We start from the raw sequence: 25,920 nt of genomic DNA on the forward strand, positions 1-25,920 counted from the left end.
TAAAAGGATTAACAACGATTATGAGTCTGTTTTTATTAAATTTACTTCAAGATATATTCTTTATCAAGCTTGTTAGGTAAAATCTTTACACTTTAATCATACAAAACCACTTGGGTGTTGTATGGTCAAGCCAAACGAGCAATTAGTATTGGTTAGCTACACATGTCACCATGCTTCCACACCCAACCTATCAACGTCGTAGTCTACAACGGCTCTTTAGGGAAATCTTATCTTGAGGTGGGCTTCCCGCTTAGATGCTTTCAGCGGTTATCCCATCCGAACGTAGCTACCCGGCAATGCTTCTGGCGAAACAACCGGAACACCAGAGGTTCGTCCACTCTGGTCCTCTCGTACTAGGAGCAGATCCTCTCAAATTTCCAACGCCCACGGTAGATAGGGACCGAACTGTCTCACGACGTTCTAAACCCAGCTCGCGTACCTCTTTAAATGGCGAACAGCCATACCCTTGGGACCTGCTTCAGCCCCAGGATGAGATGAGCCGACATCGAGGTGCCAAACACCGCCGTCGATATGAACTCTTGGGCGGTATCAGCCTGTTATCCCCAGAGTACCTTTTATCCGTTGAGCGATGGCCCTTCCATACAGAACCACCGGATCACTAAGACCTACTTTCGTACCTGCTCGACTTGTGGGTCTCGCAGTTAAGCGCGCTTTTGCCTTTATACTCTTTGAACGATTTCCGACCGTTCTGAGCGCACCTTCGTACTCCTCCGTTACTCTTTAGGAGGAGACCGCCCCAGTCAAACTACCCACCATACATTGTCCTTGATGTTGTTACATCTAAGTTAGAACCCCAACATAACCAGGGTGGTATTTCAAGGTTGGCTCCATGCAAACTGGCGTTCACACTTCAAAGCCTCCCACCTATCCTACACAAGTTAGGTCAAAGTTCAATGTAAAGCTGTAGTAAAGGTTCACGGGGTCTTTCCGTCTAGCCGCGGGTACACAGCATCTTCACTGCGATTTCGATTTCACTGAGTCTCTGCTGGAGACAGCGCTGCCATCATTATGCCATTCGTGCAGGTCGGAACTTACCCGACAAGGAATTTCGCTACCTTAGGACCGTTATAGTTACGGCCGCCGTTTACTGGGGCTTCGATCAAGAGCTTCGCTTACGCTAACCCCATCAATTAACCTTCCAGCACCGGGCAGGCATCACACCCTATACGTCCACTTTCGTGTTTGCAGAGTGCTGTGTTTTTAATAAACAGTTGCAGCAGCCTGGTATCTGCGACTGCCAATAGCTCAAAGAGCAAGTCTTATCACCATCAGCAGCGTACCTTCTCCCGAAGTTACGGTACCATTTTGCCTAGTTCCTTCAGCAGAGTTCTCTCAAGCGCCTTGGTATTCTCTACCTGACCACCTGTGTCGGTTTCGGGTACGATTTGTTTAAGACTATCGCTTAGAAGCTTTTCCTGGAAGCATGGTATTTGCCACTTCGCCAATAAATTGGCTTGCTGTCAGATCTCAGTAATAGTCTAGCGGATTTGCCTACTAAACCTACCTACATCCTTTCACCTGGACAACCAACGCCAGGCTGACATAACCTTCTCCGTCCCTCCATCGCATCATAAACAAGTATTGGAATATTAACCAATTTCCCATCGACTACGCCTTTCGGCCTCGCCTTAGGGGTCGACTCACCCAGCCCCGATTAACGTTGGACTGGAACCCTTGGTCTTCCGGCGAACGGGCTTTTCACCCGTTTTGTCGTTACTCACGTCAGCATTCGCTCTTGTGATACCTCCAGCAACCCTTACAGGTCACCTTCACAGGCTTACACAACGCTCCCCTACCACTTAATTGAAACAATTAAATCCGCAGCTTCGGCTCCTAGTTTGAGCCCCGTTACATCTTCCGCGCAGGCCGACTCGACTAGTGAGCTATTACGCTTTCTTTAAAGGGTGGCTGCTTCTAAGCCAACCTCCTAGCTGTCTGTGCCTTCCCACATCGTTTCCCACTTAACTAGGAATTTGGGGCCTTAGCTGGCGGTCTGGGTTGTTTCCCTCTTGACGACGGACGTTAGCACCCGCCGTCTGTCTCCCGGATATCACTCATCGGTATTCGGAGTTTGCATCGGTTTGGTAAGTCGGTATGACCCCCTAGCCGAAACAGTGCTCTACCCCCAATGGTGTTCGTCCGAGGCGCTACCTAAATAGCTTTCGGGGAGAACCAGCTATCACCGAGTTTGATTAGCCTTTCACCCCTATCCACAAGTCATCCCCTGGCTTTTCAACGACAGTGGGTTCGGTCCTCCGGTGCCTGTTACGGCACTTTCAACCTGCTCATGGATAGATCACTCGGTTTCGGGTCTATACCCTGCAACTTAAGTCGCCCTATTAAGACTCGGTTTCCCTACGCCTCCCCTAAACGGTTAAGCTTGCTACAGAATATAAGTCGCTGACCCATTATACAAAAGGTACGCCGTCACCAAATAATAAATTATTCAGCTCCGACTGCTTGTATGCACACGGTTTCAGGTTCTATTTCACTCCCCTAACAGGGGTTCTTTTCGCCTTTCCCTCACGGTACTGGTTCACTATCGGTCAGTCAGGAGTATTTAGCCTTGGAGGATGGTCCCCCCATCTTCAGACAAGATTTCACGTGTCTCGCCCTACTTAATATGTCGTATAAACAGTTTCGCATACAGGACTATCACCTACTATGGTTGGCTTTCCCACGCCATTTTGCTACTGTAAATTTGATCGGCTCCTCCGTGTTCGCTCGCCGCTACTTACGGAATCTCTATTGATGTCTTTTCCTCGGGGTACTGAGATGTTTCACTTCTCCCGGTTTGCCTTCTATCCAAAGGATAGAATACCTATCTTATGATAAGTGGGTTTCCCCATTCAGAAATCGCCGGGTCACAGGATATTGCCACCTCACCGACGCTTATCGCAGGCTATCACGTCTTTCATCGCCTCTGACTGCCAAGGCATCCACCATGTGCACTTCATTACTTGACCATACAACCCCAAGTAGTTTTACTTACTTGTGATGTATGAGAATGATTGTAACGATTTACCTATGTTTACGCTTGATTCAGTTCTCTTTACTTTTAGGTGATTATATTGGGTATAATCACCATGGTTAATTATTTGTTGGAATAAATAATTAACCCAGACTCATAATATGTTGTTAAATAATGATATAAACTTCGTCAGTTTATAAAGTTAAAGCATAAATAAGAAATCTTATTTAAATTGCTTATGTATGCTTATTGATGTTTTAATGGTGGAGTTAAGGAGAGTCGAACTCCTGACCTCCTGCGTGCAAGGCAGGCGCTCTACCAACTGAGCTATAACCCCATGTGTTAATGGTGGGTCTAATAAGACTTGAACTTATGACCCCCGCGTTATCAACACGGTGCTCTAACCAACTGAGCTATAGACCCGTTTTAAAACATCTTTCCAAAGAACAACTTGTTGTGAATTCTTGCCAATCAGATAATATCGTTAAGGAGGTGATCCAGCCGCAGGTTCCCCTACGGCTACCTTGTTACGACTTCACCCCAGTCATCGACCCCACCGTGGTGATCGCCCTCTTGCGTTAGGCTAACCACTTCTGGTGAGATCAACTCCCATGGTGTGACGGGCGGTGTGTACAAGGCCCGGGAACGTATTCACCGCAGCATTCTGATCTGCGATTACTAGCGATTCCGACTTCATGGAGTCGAGTTGCAGACTCCAATCCGGACTACGATTGGCTTTTTGAGATTAGCATCACATCGCTGTGTAGCAACCCTTTGTACCAACCATTGTAGCACGTGTGTAGCCCTGGTCGTAAGGGCCATGATGACTTGACGTCGTCCCCGCCTTCCTCCAGTTTGTCACTGGCAGTATCCTTAGAGTTCCCGACTTAACTCGCTGGTAACTAAGGAAAAGGGTTGCGCTCGTTGCGGGACTTAACCCAACATCTCACGACACGAGCTGACGACAGCCATGCAGCACCTGTATTCTAATTCCCGAAGGCACTCCGAAATCTCTTTCGGATTCTAGATATGTCAAGACCAGGTAAGGTTCTTCGCGTTGCATCGAATTAAACCACATGCTCCACCGCTTGTGCGGGCCCCCGTCAATTCATTTGAGTTTTAACCTTGCGGCCGTACTCCCCAGGCGGTCTACTTATTGCGTTAACTGCGTCACTAAGTCTTCAAGAGACCCAACGACTGGTAGACATCGTTTACGGCGTGGACTACCAGGGTATCTAATCCTGTTTGCTACCCACGCTTTCGAACCTCAGTGTCAGTATGATGCCAGGGTGCTGCCTTCGCCATCGGTATTCCTCCAGATCTCTACGCATTTCACCGCTACACCTGGAATTCTACACCCCTCTCACCTACTCTAGCTTACCAGTATCAGATGCAATTCCCAGGTTAAGCCCGGGGCTTTCACATCTGACTTAATAAGCCACCTACGCTCGCTTTACGCCCAGTAATTCCGATTAACGCTTGCACCCTCTGTATTACCGCGGCTGCTGGCACAGAGTTAGCCGGTGCTTATTCTGTGGGTAACGTCAGGGTCAATGGGTATTAACCATTGACTTTTCCTCCCCACTTAAAGTGCTTTACAACCAAAAGGCCTTCTTCACACACGCGGCATGGCTGGATCAGGGTTTCCCCCATTGTCCAATATTCCCCACTGCTGCCTCCCGTAGGAGTCTGGGCCGTGTCTCAGTCCCAGTGTGGCTGATCATCCTCTCAGACCAGCTACAGATCGTCGCCTTGGTAGGCCTTTACCCCACCAACTAGCTAATCCGACTTAGGCTCATCTATTAGCGAGAGCTAAAAGCCCCCTTTCTCTCGTAAGACGTATGCGGTATTAGCTATCCTTTCGGATAGTTATCCCCCACTAATAGGCAGATTCCTAAGCATTACTCACCCGTTCGCCACTAATCCTATCTAGCAAGCTAGATAATCATCGTTCGACTTGCATGTGTTAAGCCTGCCGCCAGCGTTCAATCTGAGCCATGATCAAACTCTTCAGTTTAATCTTTGTTTTGCCTAAGGCTTTAAAGTAAATTAAAGATTAGGACTTGGCTCATTTATTTTTATTACTAGCAAAATTTGCTCATCGTGTAAATGAATTAACTTTGAGTATTTTTGTCATGATAATAAATAATAAATGATACTTGCATATTTATATTATTTGATTTATCTTGTATTGACAAAAATCCACACAAGTTGTTCTTTGTTTGATTTTAAATAGTGTATGATACATCGTCTGTATCAATTAAGGCTGTACATTATATATTGAAAAGTTATAATGTCAAGCTTTTTTTTAAGTTGTTTTTTCGATTTTGATAACCATTTGGTTAGAAAATCTATTCTACAATATTTTGATGATAAGTCAAGAATTTTTTTTCAAATTCTTTTTTGTTCAAATTATTGTATAAATAAACAAATCTGGTGGCGATGAAGAGACTTGAACTCTTGACCTCACGATTATGAGTCGTGCGCTCTAACCAGCTGAGCTACATCGCCATTACAGGATGCGTATTATATATAGCTAAAATTTACTTGTCAACCACATTTAAGATATTTTCTCGCCTTTTTATTGGATACGCCCATGTAGATTAGGCAAATTTAACTACAAAAAACCGCCAAGAGTGTACTTGACGGCTTAAAAACTTTTCAGCAATGATTTATTTACGTTTTTTACGTTGGATTGCGTGAATCGCTCGACCATCTGCTGACAGTGCTGCTTCATGCACTGCTTCAGACACTGTTGGGTGAGCAAATGTCATGAGCTGTAAATCTTCAATGCTTGACACAAATTCAAGAGCAATCATACCTTGATGGACAATATCACCAGCACCCACACCAACCATATGCATGCCTAGCAAGCGATCAGTTTTAGCATCTGCAACCACTTTAACCAAACCCATGCCTTCGCCTTGAGCCAATGCACGACCGTTCGCTGCTAAGCTAAATGAGCCAGTTTTAACTTCGTGACCCTTAGCAATCGCTTGCTCTTCGGTCAAACCTACCCACGCAATCTCAGGGTGAGTATAAATCACACTAATGATAGCATCGTAGTTCACTTGGGCTTTTTCGCCATGTAAGCGTTCAACCGCCATCATACCCTCTTCCATTGCCTTATGGGCAAGCATCGGACCACGAACTAAGTCGCCAATGGCATAAACATTGTCAAGATTGGTTTTACACTGATCATCAACCGCTACAAGACCACGCTCGGTCAGCTCAATGCCACAATCATCTGCCAATAATTTTTCACTATAAGCACGTCGGCCCACACAAACGATCAATTTATCAAACGTATCAGTTTTAGTTTCGCCGTTCACATCTGTGGTCACGACCACTTCACCATTAACAACTTCAGCATTTGTTACTTTAGTATTAACTCGGATGTCTAGACCTTGTTTTTTAAGCAACTTGCCCGCTTCTTTAGCGATGTCTTTATCTGCTACTGCTAAAAACTCTGGCATAGCTTCATAAATAACCACTTCAGACCCTAGACGACGCCATACAGAACCAAGCTCAAGCCCGATAACACCAGCACCGATGACGCCTAGACGCTTTGGAACTTCGCTAAATTCTAAAGCACCTGTTGAATCTACAATGTACTCTCCATCAGTTTTAGCAACTGGAATTTCGATTGGCACTGAACCTGCTGCCAAAATCACGCTTTTTGCGCTAATTTCGCTAGAATCTGAACCATCAATGGGAGCAAATTGTACTTTTTTTGTTTCGCCTTTGCCATCTAGTAGCGTGCCTGTGCCTTGTAGCCAATCTACGCCATTGCCTTTTAGCAATCCTGCAACACCACCTGTCAAGCCCTTAACAATAGCGTCTTTGCGTTCAAGCATTTTTGCAACATCAATACTTACTTCACCTGTAGAAATCCCATGCTCAGCAAGTTCATGTTTTGTTGCTTCAAAACGATGTGAACTATCAAGCAAAGCTTTTGATGGGATACAACCCACGTTTAGACAAGTGCCACCTAGGGCAGGTTCGCCTTTATGAACACGTTTTTCAATACAAGCTACACTCATACCAAGCTGAGCACCACGAATGGCGGCTTCATAACCACCAGGTCCGCCACCGATAACAACTAAATCGTAAGAAGTTTTCATAGTTTTTACCTTTAATTATTCAACAATCGTAATGGAAAAATCACCACTTGTCTTGTTTTGCCAGACTCGTCTTGCTGTGTTTCATAATAAGGGTCAGCAGCCAGTGCCACTTCCCCTTCAAATTTGTACTCATTAGCATACTTGCTACTAAATAGCAGCACATTAACACCATTGGTACGAGACTGAGCAAGCGTTTTGTTCTGGCTGGCGTTCATGTCTTGATCGCCATGTAGTCCCATACCTGTGTACAAAAGTACGCCATTCTGCCAACGGTCGTGATACACACTATCATGCTTGTGAATCAAAACCAATACATTATTTTTTAAGCTACGGCGCATGCCGCCCGTATTGGCCACTGAAAATGTAGAAATCAATTCATCGTGCGTCAATATCGCACCAACCGCTGGCAAAGTGTACATGTTACAAATCCAAAATCAAACGAGCAGGGTCTTCAATCAGCTCTTTAATCGTTACCAAGAACTGCACCGCATCTTTACCATCAATCAAACGGTGGTCATACGATAGTGCCAAATACATCATCGGCAGGATTACCACTTGACCATTCACCGCCATTGGGCGTTCGTTGATGGCGTGCATACCAAGAATGGCAGTTTGTGGTGGATTGATGATTGGGGTAGACATTAGCGAACCAAATACACCGCCATTGGTGATGGTGAAAGTACCACCTGTCATCTCATCAAGAGATAATTTACCTTCACGAGCTTTGGTTGCGTAGTCACGAATGCCGCTTTCTACGTCAGCAAGCCCCATACCATCAGTATCACGTAGCACTGGCACAACCAAACCACGATCGCTTGATACCGCCACACCTACATCATAATAACCATGATAAACAATATCATCGCCATCAATCGATGCATTAACCGCAGGGAAACGTTTTAAAGCTTCGGTAGCCGCCTTAACAAATAGCGACATAAAGCCTAATTTTACGCCGTGACGTTTTTCAAATTGATCCTTATACTTAGCACGCAAATCCATAAGCGGTTTCATGTTCACTTCGTTGAAAGTAGTGAGCATGGCAGTCTCTTGGGTGGCAGCAAGCAGACGATTTGCAACAGTCTTACGTAGGCGAGTCATTGGCACACGAGTCTCAGCACGCTCACCGATAGCAGTAGCGATTACACTGCCAGACGTCGTTTTAAGCTGTGGATTTACCATGTCTGACTTAGTCACACGTCCACCACGTCCACTGCCTTGTACATCAGCTGGATTTACGCCTGACTCTTTAGCGGCTTTACGCACAGCTGGACTTTGATCTTTGTAGTCACCTTCAGCTTTCGTGTCTTCTTTTGGTTGAATAGGTGCTGCAACGCTTGTAGGATCAACCGTTGTGCCAGTTTCTGCTTCTTCTTCACTAAGTGCTTTTGGTGTATCTGCCGCCACTGCACCTGCTTCAAACTGAGCAATCACTTCATCAGATAATACAGTATCGTCAACGTTCTTAACGATGGTGGTAATCACGCCATCATCAGGAGCGATAACTTCTAAAACCACCTTATCAGTTTCAATTTCTGCTAGTAGTTGGTCACGGCTTACCGCATCACCTGCACTAACATGCCACTCAACAATCGTGCCATCAGGTACAGATTCTGGAAATACTGGGGCTTTAATATCCGCCATAATAAACTCCTAAAGTTTTTTCAAATTTAAAATAAAGTTTGGCTTTTGTAAATCTCAATTACTCATTTTCGCTAGTATTTAACGCAAGCTGGTATAAAATTACCTATAAAGCTAAATAGCTTGAAATTACCCTGCCAATTACAAAATATTTGCTTGGTTAATGGATAACCATCAACCAAGCCTATGAACATTATAACTTCTCTACGTCAACGCCCAATCCATCAGCCACGACTTGTTTTTGCTGAGCGGCGTGGATTTTTGGCGAACCTGTTGCGGGAGCGGCTGCCGCAGGACGAGCAGATGGCTTAGCGACTTTTGCGTTCGTTGAGTTTGGAACAATGCGATAAATCTCAGGAGCTAAATAGTACCACGCACCTTGATTAAGTGGCTCTTCTTGCGTCCATACCACTTCTTGCAAGTTCTCGTATTTATTAAGCTCTTCAATAATACGCTCTTCAGGCAGTGGGTATAGTTGCTCTATACGCACAATCGCTACATGATCCAACCCAAGTGCACAACGCTTCTCTAAAAGCTCATAATACACCTTGCCACCACAAAGCACAAGACGAGTTACCTTGCTGTTGTCGATTGAATCAATCTCAGGCAATACCGTCTCAAACTTACCATTTGCTAATTGCTCTAGGCTTGATGTCGCTAACGGATGACGCAGCAAAGATTTTGGCGACATCACAATAAGTGGCTTACGAATCGGGCGTACCGCTTGGCGACGTAAAGCATGGAAAATCTGTGCAGGCGTTGTTGGTGTAATCACTTGCATGTTATCTTCTGCACACAGCTGCAAGAAACGCTCAAGACGAGCAGACGAATGCTCAGGACCTTGACCTTCAAAGCCGTGCGGTAATAACATGGTTAAACCACACGCACGTTGCCACTTTGTCTCACCACTAGAGATGAACTGATCAATAACAACTTGGGCACCATTAGCAAAGTCACCAAACTGAGCTTCCCAAACGATCAAGGCATTAGGCACGGTGGTCGCATAACCATATTCAAAAGCAAGCACCGCTTCTTCTGATAATAGCGAGTTATATGTCGCAAAACGTGCCTGATTTTCACTGATGTGTTGCAACGGAATGTAAAGACTGCCGTCTTTTTGGTTATGAAGTTCACTATGGCGATGGCTAAATGTACCACGACCCACGTCTTCGCCTGTGATGCGAACTAGTGTGCCTTCATCAACCAAACTTGCATAAGCTAAAGTTTCTGCTGCACCCCAGTTTAAAAGCTCTTCGCCAGTTTGCATCGCTAAGCGTTGCTCTAGCACTTTACCGACTTGACGCTGAACTTGGAAACCTTCTGGCAGCTCTGCCATTGCTTTACCGTAGGCTTTTAATTTATTAATGTCAACACCAGTCTCCCAATCGTCTTCAAGCTCGTGGCCTAAATAAGGCTGCCAATTCACAAATAAGCTTGTGTCAGGCTCTGTCGCTAGACCACGTGCCACATCTTCACCATTATCTAGTGCGATGCGATAGCTGTCTTCGATTTGGTTGTTTTCGTCTTCAGTAATGACGCCTTGGCCAATGAGCTGTTTGGCATATTTAGCTCGAGTCGTTGGCAGCTTTTTGATAACTTGATACATCAATGGCTGAGTGGCAGATGGTTCATCTGACTCGTTATGCCCATTACGACGATAACAGCAAATATCAAGAACGACATCTTTACCAAACTCACGACGGTAATCTAAAACCAACTGCGATGCAAAAACCACCGCTTCAGGATCATCGCCATTGACATGCAGTATAGGGGCTTGAACCATCTTGGCTACGTCTGTACAGTACTCAGTCGAACGTGCATCATCTACACGAGATGTGGTAAAGCCAACTTGGTTATTAATCACAATATGCACTGTGCCGCCTGTTTTATAGGCACGAGTTTGTGACATTTGGAATGTTTCTTGGTTTACACCTTGACCTGCAAAGGCAGCATCACCATGCACAACGATAGGCAGGACGGTACTGTTGTCAATATCATGACCATAGCCATCTGAACGTCTGGCTTGTCTTGCACGAACAGAACCTAGCATAACAGGAGAAACAATCTCAAGATGTGATGGATTATAAGCCAAAGCTAAGTGTAGCTCACCGCCATCAGTATGTACGTTCGACGAAAAACCATTATGGTATTTAACATCGCCAGACCCTGCGGTAGGTTGCACTTTACCATCAAACTCATCAAACAGCTCAGATGGGTTTTTACCCATGATATTTACAAGTAAGTTTAAGCGTCCACGGTGAGCCATGCCAATCACGACTTCTTTGGCACCATAGCTACCCACACGCTGAATCATCTCATGTACAGCAGGGATAAAGCTTTCACCACCTTCTAAGCCAAAACGTTTTACGCCAGTATATTTACGAGCCAAATACTTCTCTAGACCTTCGGCTGCCGTCAGACGGTCAAGGATTTCTAATTTTTTATCTTTATCAAAATTGATAAATCCTAAATTTTGCTCGATGTATTTTTCAAACCATTTTTTCTCTGTTGCGGTAAATACATGCATATACTCATAGCCGATGCTACCGCAATAAATACGTTCACAGATTTCAATGATTTCGCTAAGCTTGGCTTCTGACTTACCAATATTCATTAATGTGGTTGGGAATACGGTGTTTAAGTCGCTCTCAGACAAGCCATGATATGCCAAGGTCAAATCTTCAACGCCACTACGATCTTGAAGTCCTAGCGGATCGATTTTTGCTTTACGGTGTCCACGGCGACGATAGGCAGAAATCAGCTGCTGTACTGCCATCTGCTTAGGATCACACTCACCTTGTGTGCTAGCTACTGGACGAGCGTTCGTTTGATTTCGAGCAAGCAGTGCATACTGCTCACGAATCGCACCATGTGGTGCATCGCCTGCTTGTTCAAATTTGGCAAAATAGTCTTGCCACTCTTCGCTGACGCTTGATTTGTCCGCTAAATAATCTTCATACAGTGCTTCAATATAAGACGCACCATCTGCTGTTAATTCGGTGCTTTGATATGCCACCGTATCTTTACTGGTTTTTGTCATGATGATTGCCATTTTTTAGTGAATTTAGATTGTATAAATTAGAACAATCGTTAACCCATTGCATAACACATACGCATAGTTGTATAGTTTACGCCATTTAAGATAAGATAACAAGTTGTAATCTTTTTAAAAAATCATTGGGCTTAAAAATTGATATAAATTACACCAAAATACCCAGTTGCATAGGTCTTTTTTAAAATTTTATCACAAGATGCCTGTAAAAATAACAGTTAGTGCACATAAGAGTAATACTTTATAAATATTCATTTGTTATCTTAATGACACACTCAAATGCTAAAGAAAATTATGAACATCAATACATTGTATGACATCCGAGAAAAACGTCGCTCCATTTATCATTTAGGCAATAATCTGCCCGTGGATAACACTGACATTAAAAAAATTATTGAGCACGCTGTTTTACACACCCCATCGGCTTTCAATTCTCAATCTACACGCCTTGTGGTATTGTTTGGCGATGAACACAAAAAACTTTGGTCATTAACCGAGATGGAGCTACGCAAAATCGTTCCTGCTGAGAAATTCAAATCCACCGAACAAAAGCTAAACGGCTTTAAAAATGGAGCAGGGACGGTGTTATTTTTTGAAGACACAGACATTGTTAAAAGATTACAAGAGCAGTTTCCCACCTATGCTGACAACTTCCCAACTTGGTCAGAGCATACCAATGCCATGCACCAATACGCTATTTGGACTGCACTTACCGCTGTTGACGTGGGAGCAAATTTACAACACTACAACCCCATCATTGATGATGAAGTTGCAAAAACATGGAACGTACCAAAAACTTACAAATTAATGGCACAGCTTGTATTTGGCAGTGTTCAAAGCCCTGCAAGCGACAAAGAATTTACTCCACTTAAAGAACGCATTCGTTATGTTGGCATCTAACGCTTTACTTTATAAAATTAAATCAAATTAACGTAAAAGCACCGCTATAAAGGCGGTGTTTTTATTTATTAAATAAGTTCAATTACTTCATTAATCGTATAATTAGCTTTACTTTTACCCACTTCAAAAATTTAAGCGGTTATACATCGCCTTTAGCATGAATAATGTGTATCATCATCATACTGATTAGCAGCATTGCAATCTTATACAAAAGATTCAATTTATTCTCCCAACAAATACATCGTTAATACTCATTGACGTAGCAAATTAATCTGCTTTGCAACAAAAAACCGCCTGCATATTTTGCAAGCGGTTTTTTGTGATAAGCTTAGGCACCGACATCAAGTAACATATTACGGATGTGACCAATAGCACGAGTTGGGTTTAGTCCTTTTGGACAAACGCTTACGCAGTTCATAATGCCACGGCAACGGAACAAGCTAAACGGATCATCAAGACGTGATAGACGTGCTTGAGTGTCCGTATCACGGCTATCAATGATAAAACGATAGCCGTTCAGCAAGGCTGATGGACCTAAGAACTTATCAGGATTCCACCAAAATGACGGACAAGACGTTGAACAGCAAGCACATAAGATACATTCATACAGACCGTTTAGTTTTTCACGATCCGCTTGCGACTGCAAACGCTCTTTAGGTGGTGCTGGCTGATCGTTGATTAAAAATGGATGAACTTTTTCATATTGAGCATAAAATTGGTTCATATCCACCACCAAATCCTTAATCACAGGCAAGCCTGGTAATGGACGGATGATGATTTTTTCTGGCAAAGTATTCATGTTGATTAGACATGCCAAGCCATTTCTACCATTGACATTCATACCATCAGAGCCACAAATACCTTCACGGCATGAGCGGCGGAATGTCAATGATTCATCTTGTTTCTTTAGGCGTAATAGCACATCTAAGAGCATACGATCAGAATCAAGCAGCTCAATCGTATAAGTCTGCATGCGAGGTGCTGCGTCCTTATCAGGATCATAGCGATAGATTTCAATGGTGCGAGTTCCACGACTCATAATTTTACTCCAATTGGTTGAGTGCATGCCAAAGCCATGCACTCAAAATTTATTTGACAAATTAGAACGTACGAACACGTGGCTCGCAATACTCAACTGTAAGTGGTGACTTACGCACAGGCTTATAGATGATACGGTTACCTTCTGAGTACCATAAAGTGTGCTTCATCCACTCATGGTCATTACGTCCCAGTGGTGCATATTCATCCGTCTCATCACGCTCATAATCAAGCACACTGTGTGCTCCACGGCATTCGTGACGTAGGGCAGCTGATAGCATGGTCGCCTTAGCAACTTCATAAAGATTTGCTACTTCTAGTGCTTCAATACGAGCTGTGTTAAATACAGCTGACTTGTCTTGTAGATGAATGTTATTTACTTTATCAGCCAACGCCAAAATCTTCTCACGACCTTCATCCATCAACGCTTGGGTGCGAAATACGCCAGCGTGGGCTTGCATGACTTCACGGATTTCATCTGCCACGTCTTGGGCGTTGTAGCCGTCAGTTGAATTTTGCAGTTTATCAAGGCGGGCTTGAGTAAAGTCAAGCACACGTGGGTTCATTGGCTTATAGGTGTGGTCATTTTGGTGGAATTCATCAATGATGTGCTGACCTGCCGCACGACCAAATACCACTAAATCAAGTAGTGAGTTCGTACCCAAGCGATTAGCACCATGCACAGATACGCACGCACATTCGCCGATGGCATACAGACCTTTCACCACACGACCTTCGGTGTATAGTCCTTGCTCATCTACATTACCATCAAGCACAGGCACGGTTACTTGCCCATGGATATTGGTTGGAATGCCGCCCATCATATAGTGAATGGTTGGCACAACTGGCACAGGCTCTTTGGTGATGTCCACATTGGCAAAGTTATGGCTAATCTCAAACACCGATGGCAGACGCTTCATAATGCCTTCATGCCCTAGATGCGTCATGTCCATCACGATATAATCGCCGTTAGGACCACAGCCACGGCCTTCTTTGATTTCTTGGTCCATAGAACGAGAAACGAAATCTCGTGGGGCTAAGTCTTTTAAGGTGGGGGCATAACGCTCCATAAAGGCTTCGCCATTTTTATTACGTAAAATCGCCCCTTCGCCACGACAGCCTTCGGTCAATAGTACGCCTGCCCCTGCCACGCCTGTTGGGTGAAATTGCCAAAACTCCATGTCTTGTAGCGGAATGCCTGCACGCACTGCCATACCCAGACCATCGCCTGTATTGATATAAGCGTTGGTAGATGCTTTAAAGATACGCCCTGCCCCACCTGTAGCAAGCACGGTGGTTGGTGCTTGGAATACTGATATATTGCCTGTCTCTTGGTCAAGTGCAATTACGCCATTAATATTGCCGTCTGCATCTTTGATTAAATCAAGAGCAATCCATTCCACAAAAAACTGCGTGCCTTTTTCAAGGTTTTTTTGGTACAGCGTGTGAAGTAGGGCGTGTCCTGTACGGTCAGCTGCCGCACACGCACGTGGTACAGGTTTTTCGCCATAGTTGGCAGAGTGTCCGCCAAATGGACGCTGATAAATCGTACCATCAGCGTTACGGTCAAAAGGCATGCCCATGTGTTCTAGCTCATAGACCACTTTTGGTGCTTCACGGCACATGTACTCAATGGCATCTTGGTCACCCAGCCAGTCAGAGCCTTTGACCGTGTCATAAAAGTGAAAGTGCCAGTTGTCTTCGCTCATGTTGCCAAGACTTGCACCGATACCACCTTGGGCTGCAACCGTATGGCTGCGAGTTGGGAAAACTTTGGTCAATACCGCAACCTTCATACCGCCTTCAACCAACTGCAATGATGCACGCATACCTGAACCACCGCCACCAACGATGACAGCGTCAAAATTTAAGGTAGGAATGTTATTAATTTTTTCTTCTAATAAAGCCATGATAAATCCTTGCTTTTATAAAATGAACTTAGCGACAATGAATGGTTATTTACCAAAAAATCATCACGCCCCAGAACAAATACACCAAAATCGCAACAATCACGGCAGATTGTAGCACCATACGCACACCGCCTGATTTAACGTAATCAGTGAACACTGTCCACATACCCACCCATGCGTGAAATACGAGCGATAAAATCGCAACAAGGGTGAACAGCTTCATTGGCAAGCTCATCATAAAGCCGTAAAATACCTGATAATCAACGGTATTAAATAGGAAAAATCCCACCAAAACCACTGCATATACAGCAAGCACCACAGCACTGATACGTTGCAAAACCCAATCACGAGAGCCTGAACCTGTCAGACCTGTCGCACTTTTAATACCTGAATTATTTCTTTTCATTAGAACATCACCCATACAAACGATGCGACAATAAGCACAGCAGCGATAATAAAGCTAATTACTGCAGCTGTTTTGCCTGATTTAAATTCTTCATTCATGCCCATATCAGCAAGCAAGTGTTTTATCCCCATCACAAAGTGGTAGGCGGTCGCTGCCACAAAAATCCACGCTACAAAACGTAAAAATCCATTATGAGCAACACTTTCAAAACCTTCAACTGATGAGAGTGAAGTTTGCAAAATGCACAGCATAACAGGCACGAGCAAAAACAGCACGATGCCAGAAATACGGTGTAAGATAGAAGCCATCGCAATCGGTGACTTTGAGTTCACTGCGATTACTTGGCTTAAGGGTAAATTAACTGGTCTATTGCTTTTCACAGCGGGCGTCCTTATCTGATTTCGCCGTCAACTTACGGCAAGGAGAGCTGGCTGATAGTGTCTGTAGTCTATGCCACAGATCACAGCGAGCATTACATGATATATAATGATTCATAAACAATCACCACAAAGCAAATGACCTTTCAATGCTTTGCTGATTATTGATGAATTTCGTTGCTAAAATAGATGAATTATAAAACGCTTGGGGAAATTTTACAAACAAAAAACCGTATTTTTGCAAAATTAGTGTGATATTTTGACAAATATGGCATTTTAGATATTGTGACACTGTTATTAATGATAATTTTTATCAATAACTACATGATTTTAGCCAAGATTTTTTATTCATTTAAAATGGTTATTCTTAATTTTTAGTAAAAATGCTTGTAAGTTTGAGAAAGTTTTTGTATCATCAACATGCTAGCTTAATTACTTATGATAATTTATGATAAGTAGGGTATCGAAAAGCAAAACAAGGATGTCGCATTTTGCCATAAGGAAGTAAAGTAAATGCGATTCAAATCGTTTCTTTTTTTGTCAGGTCATTTTTAAGTTTGTTATGGATAACGTCACTTTGACTTGTTAAGAAGAACGCAACCAACCATCAAGAGGTTTATTATGTCAAAACAAGTGAAATTAGTCGTTGACGGCACAGAATATGAAATGCCAGTATTAGAAAGCTCGCTTGGCCGTCCTGTTCTAGACATCAGTGCGGTCGCTAAAGCAGGTCTATGGAGCTATGATCCAGGCTTTATGGCAACTGCCCCTGTCGAATCTGCACTAACCTACATCGATGGCGAAAAAGGCGAGCTACTACACCGTGGCTATGCCATTGACGACTTAGCCGACAACGCTGATTATTTAGAAGTTTGTTATGCTCTTCTTTATGGTGATCTACCAACAAAAGAACAAAAAGAAAAATTCTATGCACGCATTGATGAGCATATGGCGGTTCATGACCAACTACGCAAATTCTTTGAAGGTTTCCGTCGTGATGCCCACCCAATGGCAATTATGGTTGGTGTATCAGGTGCATTATCAGCATTCTACCACAACCATCTAGACATCTCTGATCCGAATCATCGTGATGATACAGCAGTAGATCTAATCGCTAAGATGCCAACGCTTGCTGCAATGAGCTATAAATACTCTATCGGAGAGCCGTTCGTATATCCACGCAAAGACTTCAGCTATGCTGAAAACTTCCTATACATGATGTTTTCAACACCTGGCGATGTAAATTATAAGCCAAACCCAGTACTGGTTAAGGCGATGGATAAAATCTTTACTTTGCACGCTGACCACGAACAAAACGCTTCAACTTCTACCGTTCGTCTAGCTGGCTCAACAGGTGCTAACCCATATGCGTGTATCGCAGCAGGTATCGTAGCCCTATGGGGACCATCTCACGGTGGTGCTAACGAAGCGGTACTAACCATGCTTGATGAGATCGGCTCAGTTGAGAATGTCGCCCCATTCATGGAAAAAGTAAAAACCAAAGAAGCTAAGCTTATGGGCTTTGGCCACCGTGTGTACAAGAACTTCGACCCACGTGCTAAAGTTATGAAAGAGACTTGTGATGAGGTTTTAGGCGCTCTTGGTATTAACGATCCTAAGTTACAGCTTGCTATGGAGCTTGAGAAGATTGCTCTATCTGATCAATACTTCATCGATCGTAAGCTATATCCGAATGTGGATTTCTACTCTGGCATCATTCTAAAAGCAATCGGTATCCCAACATCTATGTTTACCGTAATCTTTGCCCTAGCACGTACAGCAGGCTGGATTGCTCACTGGACAGAAATGCACTCAGAACCATTTAAAATCGGTCGTCCACGTCAGCGTTATATTGGCGAAAAACACCGTGAATTTGTTAAAATTGAAGACCGTAAATAATCCCATTAAACATCCCCAAGCCTGTCTTGGGGATTTTTTTAGCTTAATAAAAAGCCAAACTTATAAAGTTTGGCTTTTTTGGCTTGGGTGGGTAGATAAGCATTTATAACCCTGCTTGCTTTAACAAAGCACCAAAGCTACCCGTTTTATGGGTACTGCTACCTTTGGCAGACTTAGCACTTTTCTTCTGTAAAGACTTAGGATAAGACGACTTTTTGGATTTACCGTCAGACTGCTCTTGCTTGGTAGATTTTTTCGGTTCTGATTTCATGCTAAATCCGATACGACCACGCTTTTCGTCCACGACAATTACACGAACCTTTATGATGTCTTGCGGCTTAACGATGCTTGCAGGATTATCCACGAAACCATCTGACATCTCAGAAATATGCACCAAGCCGTCTTGATGTACGCCCACATCCACAAAACAGCCGAACGCTGTAACATTCGTTACCACGCCCTCTAGCACCATGCCAACCTTTAAATCCTTAATAGAATTTACATCATCGCTAAAATTCGCTGTGCGAAACTCGCCACGAGGGTCGTGAGCGGGCTTGGCAAGCTCACAAAGCACCGTAGATAGCTGACTAAAATCATCTAAGTCTTTATTTAAAGACATGGCTACCTGTTCATTACCAAGCACCTCATTTAAAGTTTTACCTGATTTTAATAAAATCTCATGAACCAAACCATAACTTTCTGGGTGTACGCCAGTAGCGTCTAATGGTTCTGTGCCGTCCTTAATTCGCAAAAATCCTGCCGCTTGCTCAAACGTCTTTACGCCAAGTCGTGGAACACGTTTTAGCTCTTCACGATTCTTAAATTCACCATTTGCACGGCGGTATTCTACAATCTGATGGGCAACGTTCTTATTTAACCCAGCAATGTGCGCCAAAATAGCAGGGCTTGCAGTGTTTACATCTACGCCGACCGCATTCACGCAATCTTCTGTTACTTTATCCAAACTGCTTTCAAGCTCAACTTGGTTCACATCATGCTGATACTGCCCCACTCCGATCGCTTTTGGCTCAACCTTAACCAACTCAGACAATGGGTCTTGAAGTCGTCTAGCGATAGACACCGCTCCACGCACGGACACATCAAGATCTGAAAGCTCATTACTTGCAAGCTCGCTGGCAGAATATACTGACGCACCCGCCTCTGAAATCACCACCGCCTTGGCGGATAAACCATGCTCTTCAATAATGGATTTGACAAGGCTTTCTGACTCACGGCTTGCTGTGCCATTACCAATAGCCACAAGCTCTACACCATAATCAGTAATTAAGTTTTTAATGATGACTTTTGCTTCATCTAACTTCTTATAAGGCTCAAATGGATAAGCTGTATCTGTCGCCAGTACATCACCTGTGGCACTTATGACCGCCATTTTTACACCATGACGAATGCCAGGATCGACCCCTAAAATCACTTTACGGCCTGCTGGAGATGCCATCAGCAAATGCTTAAGATTCTCAGCAAACACACCGATAGCATCTGTCTCTGCCATGATACGTCTTTCAGTTAGCAGGCGATGCTCAATCTGTGTACGCCATTTGGTTGACCATAATTTCTCGGCAGTGCTTGCCAAAAACTCGCCATTAGCAGCTGATTTATCTATATTAAAATGCTTTAAAATCATCTCAATAAACGGCTCATCTTCGCCATCAACGCTTAGCACCAGTACATTTTGTTGGCGACCACGCAACATAGCAAGTAAACGATGATTAGACAGCTTAGCAAATGGCTCACTGTGCTCAAAATAATCTTTAAACTTCTCGCCTGCCTCTCGCTTTTCTTCGCCGACAAGCTCGCTTTTAATGACTGCTGTCTGATTAAATCCTAGACGCACCGCATCTAACAAATCCAAAGACTGAGCCCATTCATCTAAAATAATTGCCTGAACGCCTAAAAGCTGCTTATCATAATCATGAAAGTCCGCCTCAAAACTCTCACCTGTCTCATCGGTTAGTGTATCAGGGCAACTAAAGCCATCTAATGCGATTTTTGGATCTGTACCTGACAGCACCGCCTGAGCGATGGGCAATAGCCCTGCTAATTTTGCACGGCTTGCGACAGAGCGACGACGTGGACGATACGGCTGGTAAATTTCTTCTAGTTCAAGCTTGCTTGTGGCAGCCTCGATACGCTTACCAAGATCTTCTGTGTAGGCGTTTTGAGTTTTTAATAAATCAATAATCTTTAGGCGACGAGCGGCAATCTCTCTTTCATACACTAAGTCTTTTTCTAGGCTACGCAATAACGCATCATCTAAACCGCCCGTCTTCTCCTTACGGTAACGTGCAATAAATGGCACACTTGCTCCATCGTCTAAAAGTTCAGCAAAAGCGATAACTTGTGCTTTTTTTACGTTATTTTTCTTAGCAAGTTTATCAAAAATTATCATTTGGTCAATGGCGTTTTCGCTGGTACTTGGTGAATCGGTGCTAATCTGGATCATAAAAACTCTTTGTTTAAGGTGTGCCGATTATCGTGCATATTTGGACAGCTTTTATAGACTATACACTTAAAAATCGGCACACTGAGTAGATTTTGGGCGTGTGATAAATATTTCACACGTTTTAGCTAAAATGTGGGAATTGCCACAAAAACCTTATCATTATAGCAAGTTTTTAGCCAAACACCAAAACCAATCCGCTTTACCAAAAATACACAAAAAATGGCAGATTTTTTCATTTTTTCACTAAAAAAGCATGGTATGATAGGGTAATTTAGATAAAGCAGTTACATTTTTTTGTGCAATGTTGTACACTAATCATAAGCTCACTGACGAAGGATTTCTTATGACAGACTATAATGAAAACATCGCCCATCGTATCTTAGTTGTAGATGATGACGCCCGCCTTAGAGCCTTGTTGCAGCGGTTCTTAGAAGATGACGGCTTTGTTGTTAGGGTAGCTCATGATGGTAAACAAATGGATAAGCTCATCTCAAGAGAGCTGTTCTCGCTCATCGTGCTAGACTTAATGCTCCCAGATGAAGACGGTATCGCCATCTGTAAGCGTTTGCGTGCCGAAAATGCCGACATACCTATCATCATGCTCACTGCCAAAGGCTCGGATGCTGACCGCATTGCTGGGCTTGAAGCTGGTGCAGACGACTATCTGCCTAAGCCGTTCAACCCCAAAGAGTTGCTTGCTCGCATTAAGGCTGTGTTACGTCGCCAAAATCGTGAACTACCCGGAGCACCAAGCCAGCAAATGGAAGTGGTGGAGTTTGGACCTTGGACACTTGACTTATCCACTCGCACATTAAAGCGTGATGGCAATGTCGTTACCTTAACAACAGGTGAATTTAGCGTACTAAAAGCATTAGTACAACACCCAAGAGAGCCACTCACTCGAGATAAGCTTATGAACTTAGCTCGTGGGCGTGAATGGGGGGCGATGGAACGCAGTATTGATGTGCAAGTGTCTCGCCTACGTCGTCTCATCGAAGACAACCCAAGCCAAGCTCGCTACATTCAGACAGTGTGGGGTGTTGGCTATTGTTTCGTGCCTGATGGTGCCGAAAGCTAATCAATCACCACCAAAACACCAAAAAGAAAGGTTGGTACAGTAGACTACATTGTCTTTACTTGACCAACCTTTTATTTGTCAGTTTATTTGTTGATTATTGCTGATTAAGAAGGTAAACGCCCGCTATGGCACTGATAATGATAGGCAGTAACACCATCAATAAAGGCGATACGCCTGTTGCCAATGCAATAAAGCCTGATAAGTCTGTCAAGTAGCTAAAAAGCAGTCCTGTTAATAACGCCATGACAATTCTTAAGCCTAAACTTTGATGGCGAAAAGAGCCAAAAACAAAAGAAGAAGCGACAAGCACAAGCGACAACACCGAAAATGGCGACAGCAGCTTTTGCCAAAACGACAATTGATGCGGTAATGATTGTCTGCCTTGATAGTTCATCAGCCTTGCATGAGCCTGAAGATCGGTCAAGGACATATCATCAGGCTGTAATGTCAGCAGACGCACATCAGACGGAGCGATAGGTAGTGCTAAAGTCTGAGTGTCTAAAGCGGTAGCTTGCACACCTGTGGGCGTGACGGTCGTCTGATGAACACCGTGCATTTGCCATGTGTAGTTATCACTTGTATCTGGTATATTAGGTTGTGCGTTATAGACACCAAAGTCAGCTTGTACAACCTGAGATAGATTGCTATTAGCGTCTAGGCTATACCGCTTGGTCAAACCAAGTTTACCATCGCTGTCAGCATAACTGATATACACAATATCTTGACCCTTTGGGGTATTAAGCACCGACCAATAGCCTTGCACCGAAGCTAATGTATTAACTGGTCGATGAGCTTGTAGTGCTTGAGAATACTCCTTAGCCGCAGGCAGTGCAAACTGATTTATGCCAAGCGAAACAAACACAAAGAGCATCGCAGGTATCATCGCCCAGCTAATAATCCGATATAAGCCAAGCCCTGCCGCTCTCATGCTGATTAATTCACTGTTTGTGGCAAGCATGCCAAGCCCTAGAACCGAACCCAATAAAACGCCCGTTGGAATAAACTGCACCAAAAAATAAGGGGAGCGATACAAAATGTATAAAAATGCATCTTTAAAGGTATATGCATCGCTTAGGTTTTCAAGCTCGGACAAGTAAGCAAACACCATCTGCAGTAGCCATAAACCCACCACAGAACCTAGCATGGCAAGCAGCACCGATGTCATCACATATCGGGGTAAAATCATCAATCTCATGACGCACTCTCCTTGCTTAGGCGTAACCGCATGATGATACGTTCATGATAATTTAAATACAATCCAAGTAAAACAAAACCAACAACCGCCACAGGATAAATCCATACACCCATCTTGCCTTTAGATATGGTCTCTTTTAGTGAGATGAGTACGATGACACTGGCAACAAATACAAATACAGCAGGCACAAGCTTTAGCCATCTGCCTTGGCGTGGCTTGGTCTGAGACAATGGTAATGCCAACATTACTGCAATAAGTATCAACCATGGTAAGCTTGCACGATAGCCAAACTCAGCTTGGATTTGACTGGCATTATTTGGTGATTTATTTTTCATGGCTGATAGCAATTGCCACGTCGTCAAGCCCTCAACTCTTTGTGAGCTAATATCTTCTGATGCTGCTTGTGCTAGACTGATACGATACCGCTCAAAGCCTATTTGGTTGTATTGACCTGTAGTCGCATTTACCTCATAACGCCTGCCTTGATGTAGATCAAGCTGTATTGCACCGCTGTTATGACTCGTCTGCGTCATAGATTTTGCATAGATGATGGCATCTTTATTTGGCTTATTGGGATTATCTGATGATTCGATGATGATGACGTCTTTTAGGTATTGTCTATCTTGACCGATTTCACCGACATACAGTTGATACTTACCTACACTTACGAACGTTTTTGGCTTGATTAAGTCAAAAACCTGCACTACTGATTGCTCATGCCAAATGGTATCTGATCGATGCACACCCCACGGCTTGGCAATAAACGTAATCCACGCCTGCAGCACGATAAACACCAAGATTAAAGCCCCAAGTTGCCTGCCAATTGCACCACGGCTTATCCCGCTACTGTTTAACACCGCCATCTCATGATCGGCATACATTCTACCAAAGACAAGCATTAACGCCACAAAAAATGACAAAGGAAAAATCAGCTCTAAAAAATATGGCAAGTTATAGGTGATAAGTGAAAACAGAACGCTGACACTTAGCCCGCCTTCTGCTGCCATACCAAAGTAACGGATAAAACGACCGCCAAGCAGCATCACGACCAAAAACCCAAGCACAAGGGTTGTCGTCATTACAACCTGTCTGACCAAATAGCGGCGTAAAATCACAAGAACACCCAACTGATATAAAGGGCTTATTATAGCAAAAACCCTGATTTTTTTTAGATTTTTTGATAATATTTCGCCAAATATGATACACTTTAGGTTGATATATTTTAGGCAAGCGATTTAATATCCATGCCACTTTTAGGTTCATTTTTAAAAAAGGATTATGTTATGTCAAAGTTTAATCTATCTGTTTTGCCAAAACTTAGCGAATCAAGCACTGCATCACACTTGGTTTTTTTTGCTGATAAACAAGGCAATATACTGGGTAATGCTGCTGATGCTCTGGCAAATACCGCTCACCTTGAACGTGCTCAGTCGCTCATTAAAGCTGCCAATTTTAAGGGCGATACAAACGAAGTTATCAGCGACTATGCTTTAAATAGCGACAACCCTGCTATTAGCGTTATCGGTGTTGGTGATACCAAAAACTTAGTAAACAACATAAAAAAACTGGCAACCACTGCCTACAAAACCATCAAAAACAGCGAAAGTGCAGCCATCATTTGGGGCGATGTCATTTGCCACAAGCACTTTACTTGGTTTAGCCTTGCCCTACTAAATGCAAGCTACCGCTTTGAAAATCATAAATCCAAAAAGTCGGACGCTGATACCATCAGCACCATCGCTTTTATCAATAATAAAGAAAGCGAAAATGACTATCAAGACGCCCTAACCCAAGTGCAAGCAACTTTCGTCGGTCAAAGCTTAGCCCGTGATGTCGCTAACGAAGCACCAAACGTATTAAGCCCAAGTGCACTTGCCAACGAAGCTCAAAAATTAGCTCAAGATTATAGCGATAAAGTGCGTGTTACTGTGCTTGGTGAAGAACAAATGAAAGAGCTTGGCATGGGCTGCTTTTTAGCAGTGTCTCAAGGCTCAGATGAAGAAGGTAAGCTTGTCGTTATCGAATACTTCGGTAAGACTGCCAAATCAGACTCAGCCACATTAGATAATCCGATAGCTTTAGTTGGTAAAGGAATTACTTTTGACACAGGCGGTATCTCGCTTAAGCCAGCTGCAGGCATGGAAGATATGAAATATGACATGGGCGGTGCTGCTGCTATGCTTGGCACTACCAAAGCTGCATGCGAAGCAAATTTACCACTAGATATGGTAACTGTGCTTGCTTGTGCTGAAAATATGCCATCAGGTCACGCCTCTAGACCGGGCGACATCGTTACTGCAATGAATGGCACTACTGTTGAAATCTTAAACACCGATGCCGAAGGTCGCCTTGTACTATGTGATGCCCTATGCTACACCCAAGAAAACTACAAACCACAAGTTATCATTGATAGTGCGACACTCACAGGGGCTTGTGTGATTGCCTTAGGTAGCATACGTTCTGCCGTCTATACTAACGACGAAGATACGCTATTTGCTCTAGAATCAGCGAGTGACTTCACCGATGATTTAGTATGGCAAATGCCACTAGATAGTGCATATGACGATCAGCTAAAGTCCACTTTTGCAGATGTTCAAAACATCGGTGGACGTGAAGCAGGCTCAGTAACAGCAGCTTGTTTCCTACAGCGATTTATTAAAGATGGTCAAGCGTGGGCTCACCTTGATATTGCAGGCACAGCATGGCAGTCTGACATTAAAGGTGCAAGCGGTCGCCCAGTGCCTTTGCTTATGCAATACCTAAAAGCACAATCAGGCAAATAAACCATCTAAAATTTCGGCAATGCCAATATAACAAAATCCCCCAATCATTGGGGGATTTTAGTTTAAA

General features: G+C 43.6%; 15 protein-coding genes, 3 tRNA genes and 2 rRNA genes. 4 read left to right on the forward strand and 16 right to left on the reverse strand.

Features of this window, described 5'->3' with window-relative positions; translation table 11 throughout:
• Positions 1-121: 121 nt before the first annotated feature.
• From LU293_RS04485 to LU293_RS04525, 9 genes are all read right to left on the reverse strand, one after another.
• Positions 122-2,987: ribosomal RNA gene (locus LU293_RS04485) — 23S ribosomal RNA — on the reverse strand.
• Between the two features lie 266 nt (positions 2,988-3,253).
• Positions 3,254-3,329 (reverse strand) — tRNA-Ala (locus LU293_RS04490).
• Positions 3,330-3,338: 9 nt separating this feature from the next.
• A tRNA-Ile gene (locus LU293_RS04495) sits at positions 3,339-3,415 on the reverse strand.
• A 62-nt stretch (positions 3,416-3,477) separates the two neighbouring features.
• Positions 3,478-5,009, reverse strand: a 16S ribosomal RNA gene (locus LU293_RS04500).
• Together the 16S and 23S rRNA genes with 3 tRNA genes alongside form the textbook arrangement of a ribosomal RNA operon.
• A 417-nt stretch (positions 5,010-5,426) precedes the next feature.
• A tRNA-Met gene (locus tag LU293_RS04505) sits at positions 5,427-5,503 on the reverse strand.
• 161 nt (positions 5,504-5,664) lie between these two features.
• The gene (lpdA, locus tag LU293_RS04510; protein WP_242749320.1) at positions 5,665-7,116 is read right to left on the reverse strand and encodes a dihydrolipoyl dehydrogenase; all 1,452 of its coding nucleotides are present in this window, start codon (positions 7,114-7,116) and stop codon (positions 5,665-5,667) included.
• Between the two features lie 11 nt (positions 7,117-7,127).
• The gene (locus LU293_RS04515) at positions 7,128-7,535 is read right to left on the reverse strand and encodes an SRA domain-containing endonuclease (RefSeq protein ID WP_242749322.1); all 408 of its coding nucleotides are present in this window, start codon (positions 7,533-7,535) and stop codon (positions 7,128-7,130) included.
• A gap of 1 nt (position 7,536) precedes the next feature.
• Entirely contained in the window at positions 7,537-8,757 is a 1,221-nt protein-coding gene (gene odhB, locus LU293_RS04520) for a 2-oxoglutarate dehydrogenase complex dihydrolipoyllysine-residue succinyltransferase (protein ID WP_242749324.1), read from the reverse strand.
• 190 nt (positions 8,758-8,947) lie between these two features.
• Entirely contained in the window at positions 8,948-11,794 is a 2,847-nt protein-coding gene (locus LU293_RS04525; RefSeq protein ID WP_242749325.1) for a 2-oxoglutarate dehydrogenase E1 component, read from the reverse strand.
• A 306-nt stretch (positions 11,795-12,100) separates the two neighbouring features.
• Here LU293_RS04525 and LU293_RS04530 point away from each other — a divergent pair, with 306 nt between their 5' ends.
• Entirely contained in the window at positions 12,101-12,706 is a 606-nt protein-coding gene (locus LU293_RS04530; RefSeq protein ID WP_242749327.1) for a nitroreductase family protein, read from the forward strand.
• 328 nt (positions 12,707-13,034) lie between these two features.
• Here the strand turns inward: LU293_RS04530 and LU293_RS04535 are convergent, their stop codons facing one another.
• The 4 genes from LU293_RS04535 to sdhC form a co-directional block, all read right to left on the reverse strand.
• Positions 13,035-13,745: a succinate dehydrogenase iron-sulfur subunit gene (locus LU293_RS04535; protein WP_242749335.1), complete on the reverse strand. Its 711-nt coding sequence runs from the start codon at positions 13,743-13,745 to the stop codon at positions 13,035-13,037.
• A 61-nt stretch (positions 13,746-13,806) separates the two neighbouring features.
• On the reverse strand, positions 13,807-15,654 hold the full coding sequence (sdhA, locus tag LU293_RS04540) for a succinate dehydrogenase flavoprotein subunit (RefSeq protein ID WP_242749344.1): 1,848 nt from the start codon (positions 15,652-15,654) through the stop codon (positions 13,807-13,809).
• 49 nt (positions 15,655-15,703) lie between these two features.
• Positions 15,704-16,060 (reverse strand): succinate dehydrogenase, hydrophobic membrane anchor protein, encoded by a 357-nt coding sequence (gene sdhD / locus LU293_RS04545; RefSeq protein WP_242749346.1) that lies wholly within the window; start codon positions 16,058-16,060, stop codon positions 15,704-15,706.
• Positions 16,060-16,440, reverse strand: a complete 381-nt coding sequence (gene sdhC / locus LU293_RS04550) for a succinate dehydrogenase, cytochrome b556 subunit (RefSeq protein ID WP_242749353.1) — start codon at positions 16,438-16,440, stop codon at positions 16,060-16,062. Before sdhC ends, sdhD begins: the two co-directional genes overlap by 1 nt.
• Positions 16,441-17,058: 618 nt before the next feature.
• On the opposite strand from sdhC, the gene gltA reads away from it, so the two are divergent.
• Positions 17,059-18,336 (forward strand): citrate synthase, encoded by a 1,278-nt coding sequence (gene gltA / locus LU293_RS04555; protein WP_242749355.1) that lies wholly within the window; start codon positions 17,059-17,061, stop codon positions 18,334-18,336.
• 103 nt (positions 18,337-18,439) lie between these two features.
• Here gltA and LU293_RS04560 read toward each other — a convergent pair whose 3' ends face one another.
• Positions 18,440-20,743 (reverse strand): helix-hairpin-helix domain-containing protein, encoded by a 2,304-nt coding sequence (locus LU293_RS04560; RefSeq protein ID WP_375540358.1) that lies wholly within the window; start codon positions 20,741-20,743, stop codon positions 18,440-18,442.
• A gap of 397 nt (positions 20,744-21,140) precedes the next feature.
• Between LU293_RS04560 and ompR the strand changes: the two genes are divergently transcribed.
• Positions 21,141-21,875 (forward strand): osmolarity response regulator transcription factor OmpR, encoded by a 735-nt coding sequence (gene ompR / locus LU293_RS04565; protein WP_242749372.1) that lies wholly within the window; start codon positions 21,141-21,143, stop codon positions 21,873-21,875.
• Positions 21,876-21,969: 94 nt separating this feature from the next.
• Here the strand turns inward: ompR and lptG are convergent, their stop codons facing one another.
• Both lptG and lptF read right to left on the reverse strand, forming a co-directional pair.
• Positions 21,970-23,070 (reverse strand): LPS export ABC transporter permease LptG, encoded by a 1,101-nt coding sequence (gene lptG, locus LU293_RS04570; RefSeq protein WP_242749375.1) that lies wholly within the window; start codon positions 23,068-23,070, stop codon positions 21,970-21,972.
• Positions 23,067-24,185, reverse strand: coding sequence for an LPS export ABC transporter permease LptF (lptF, locus tag LU293_RS04575; protein WP_256462125.1), 1,119 nt, complete (start codon positions 24,183-24,185; stop codon positions 23,067-23,069). Before lptF ends, lptG begins: the two co-directional genes overlap by 4 nt.
• 168 nt (positions 24,186-24,353) lie before the next feature.
• On the opposite strand from lptF, the gene LU293_RS04580 reads away from it, so the two are divergent.
• On the forward strand, positions 24,354-25,853 hold the full coding sequence (locus LU293_RS04580) for a leucyl aminopeptidase (RefSeq protein WP_242749379.1): 1,500 nt from the start codon (positions 24,354-24,356) through the stop codon (positions 25,851-25,853).
• The last annotated feature ends 67 nt before the right edge of the window (positions 25,854-25,920 follow it).

It is taken from the genome of Moraxella nasovis, from assembly GCF_022701215.1.
Classification (GTDB): Bacteria; Pseudomonadota; Gammaproteobacteria; order Pseudomonadales; family Moraxellaceae; genus Moraxella; species Moraxella nasovis.

What these genes read in the sequence shown, in the direction of transcription:
- LU293_RS04580 (WP_242749379.1), top strand. Translation starts at nt 24,354, where the DNA reads ATGTCAAAGTTTAATCTATCTGTTTTGCCAAAACTTAGCGAATCAAGC.
- sdhD (WP_242749346.1), bottom strand. Translation starts at nt 16,060, where the DNA reads ATGAAAAGAAATAATTCAGGTATTAAAAGTGCGACAGGTCTGACAGGT.
- LU293_RS04530 (WP_242749327.1), top strand. Translation starts at nt 12,101, where the DNA reads ATGAACATCAATACATTGTATGACATCCGAGAAAAACGTCGCTCCATT.
- lpdA (WP_242749320.1), bottom strand. Translation starts at nt 7,116, where the DNA reads ATGAAAACTTCTTACGATTTAGTTGTTATCGGTGGCGGACCTGGTGGT.
- ompR (WP_242749372.1), top strand. Translation starts at nt 21,141, where the DNA reads ATGACAGACTATAATGAAAACATCGCCCATCGTATCTTAGTTGTAGAT.
- gltA (WP_242749355.1), top strand. Translation starts at nt 17,059, where the DNA reads ATGTCAAAACAAGTGAAATTAGTCGTTGACGGCACAGAATATGAAATG.
- LU293_RS04525 (WP_242749325.1), bottom strand. Translation starts at nt 11,794, where the DNA reads ATGACAAAAACCAGTAAAGATACGGTGGCATATCAAAGCACCGAATTA.
- odhB (WP_242749324.1), bottom strand. Translation starts at nt 8,757, where the DNA reads ATGGCGGATATTAAAGCCCCAGTATTTCCAGAATCTGTACCTGATGGC.
- lptG (WP_242749375.1), bottom strand. Translation starts at nt 23,070, where the DNA reads ATGAGATTGATGATTTTACCCCGATATGTGATGACATCGGTGCTGCTT.
- LU293_RS04515 (WP_242749322.1), bottom strand. Translation starts at nt 7,535, where the DNA reads ATGTACACTTTGCCAGCGGTTGGTGCGATATTGACGCACGATGAATTG.
- sdhA (WP_242749344.1), bottom strand. Translation starts at nt 15,654, where the DNA reads ATGGCTTTATTAGAAGAAAAAATTAATAACATTCCTACCTTAAATTTT.
- LU293_RS04560 (WP_375540358.1), bottom strand. Translation starts at nt 20,743, where the DNA reads ATGATAATTTTTGATAAACTTGCTAAGAAAAATAACGTAAAAAAAGCA.
- LU293_RS04535 (WP_242749335.1), bottom strand. Translation starts at nt 13,745, where the DNA reads ATGAGTCGTGGAACTCGCACCATTGAAATCTATCGCTATGATCCTGAT.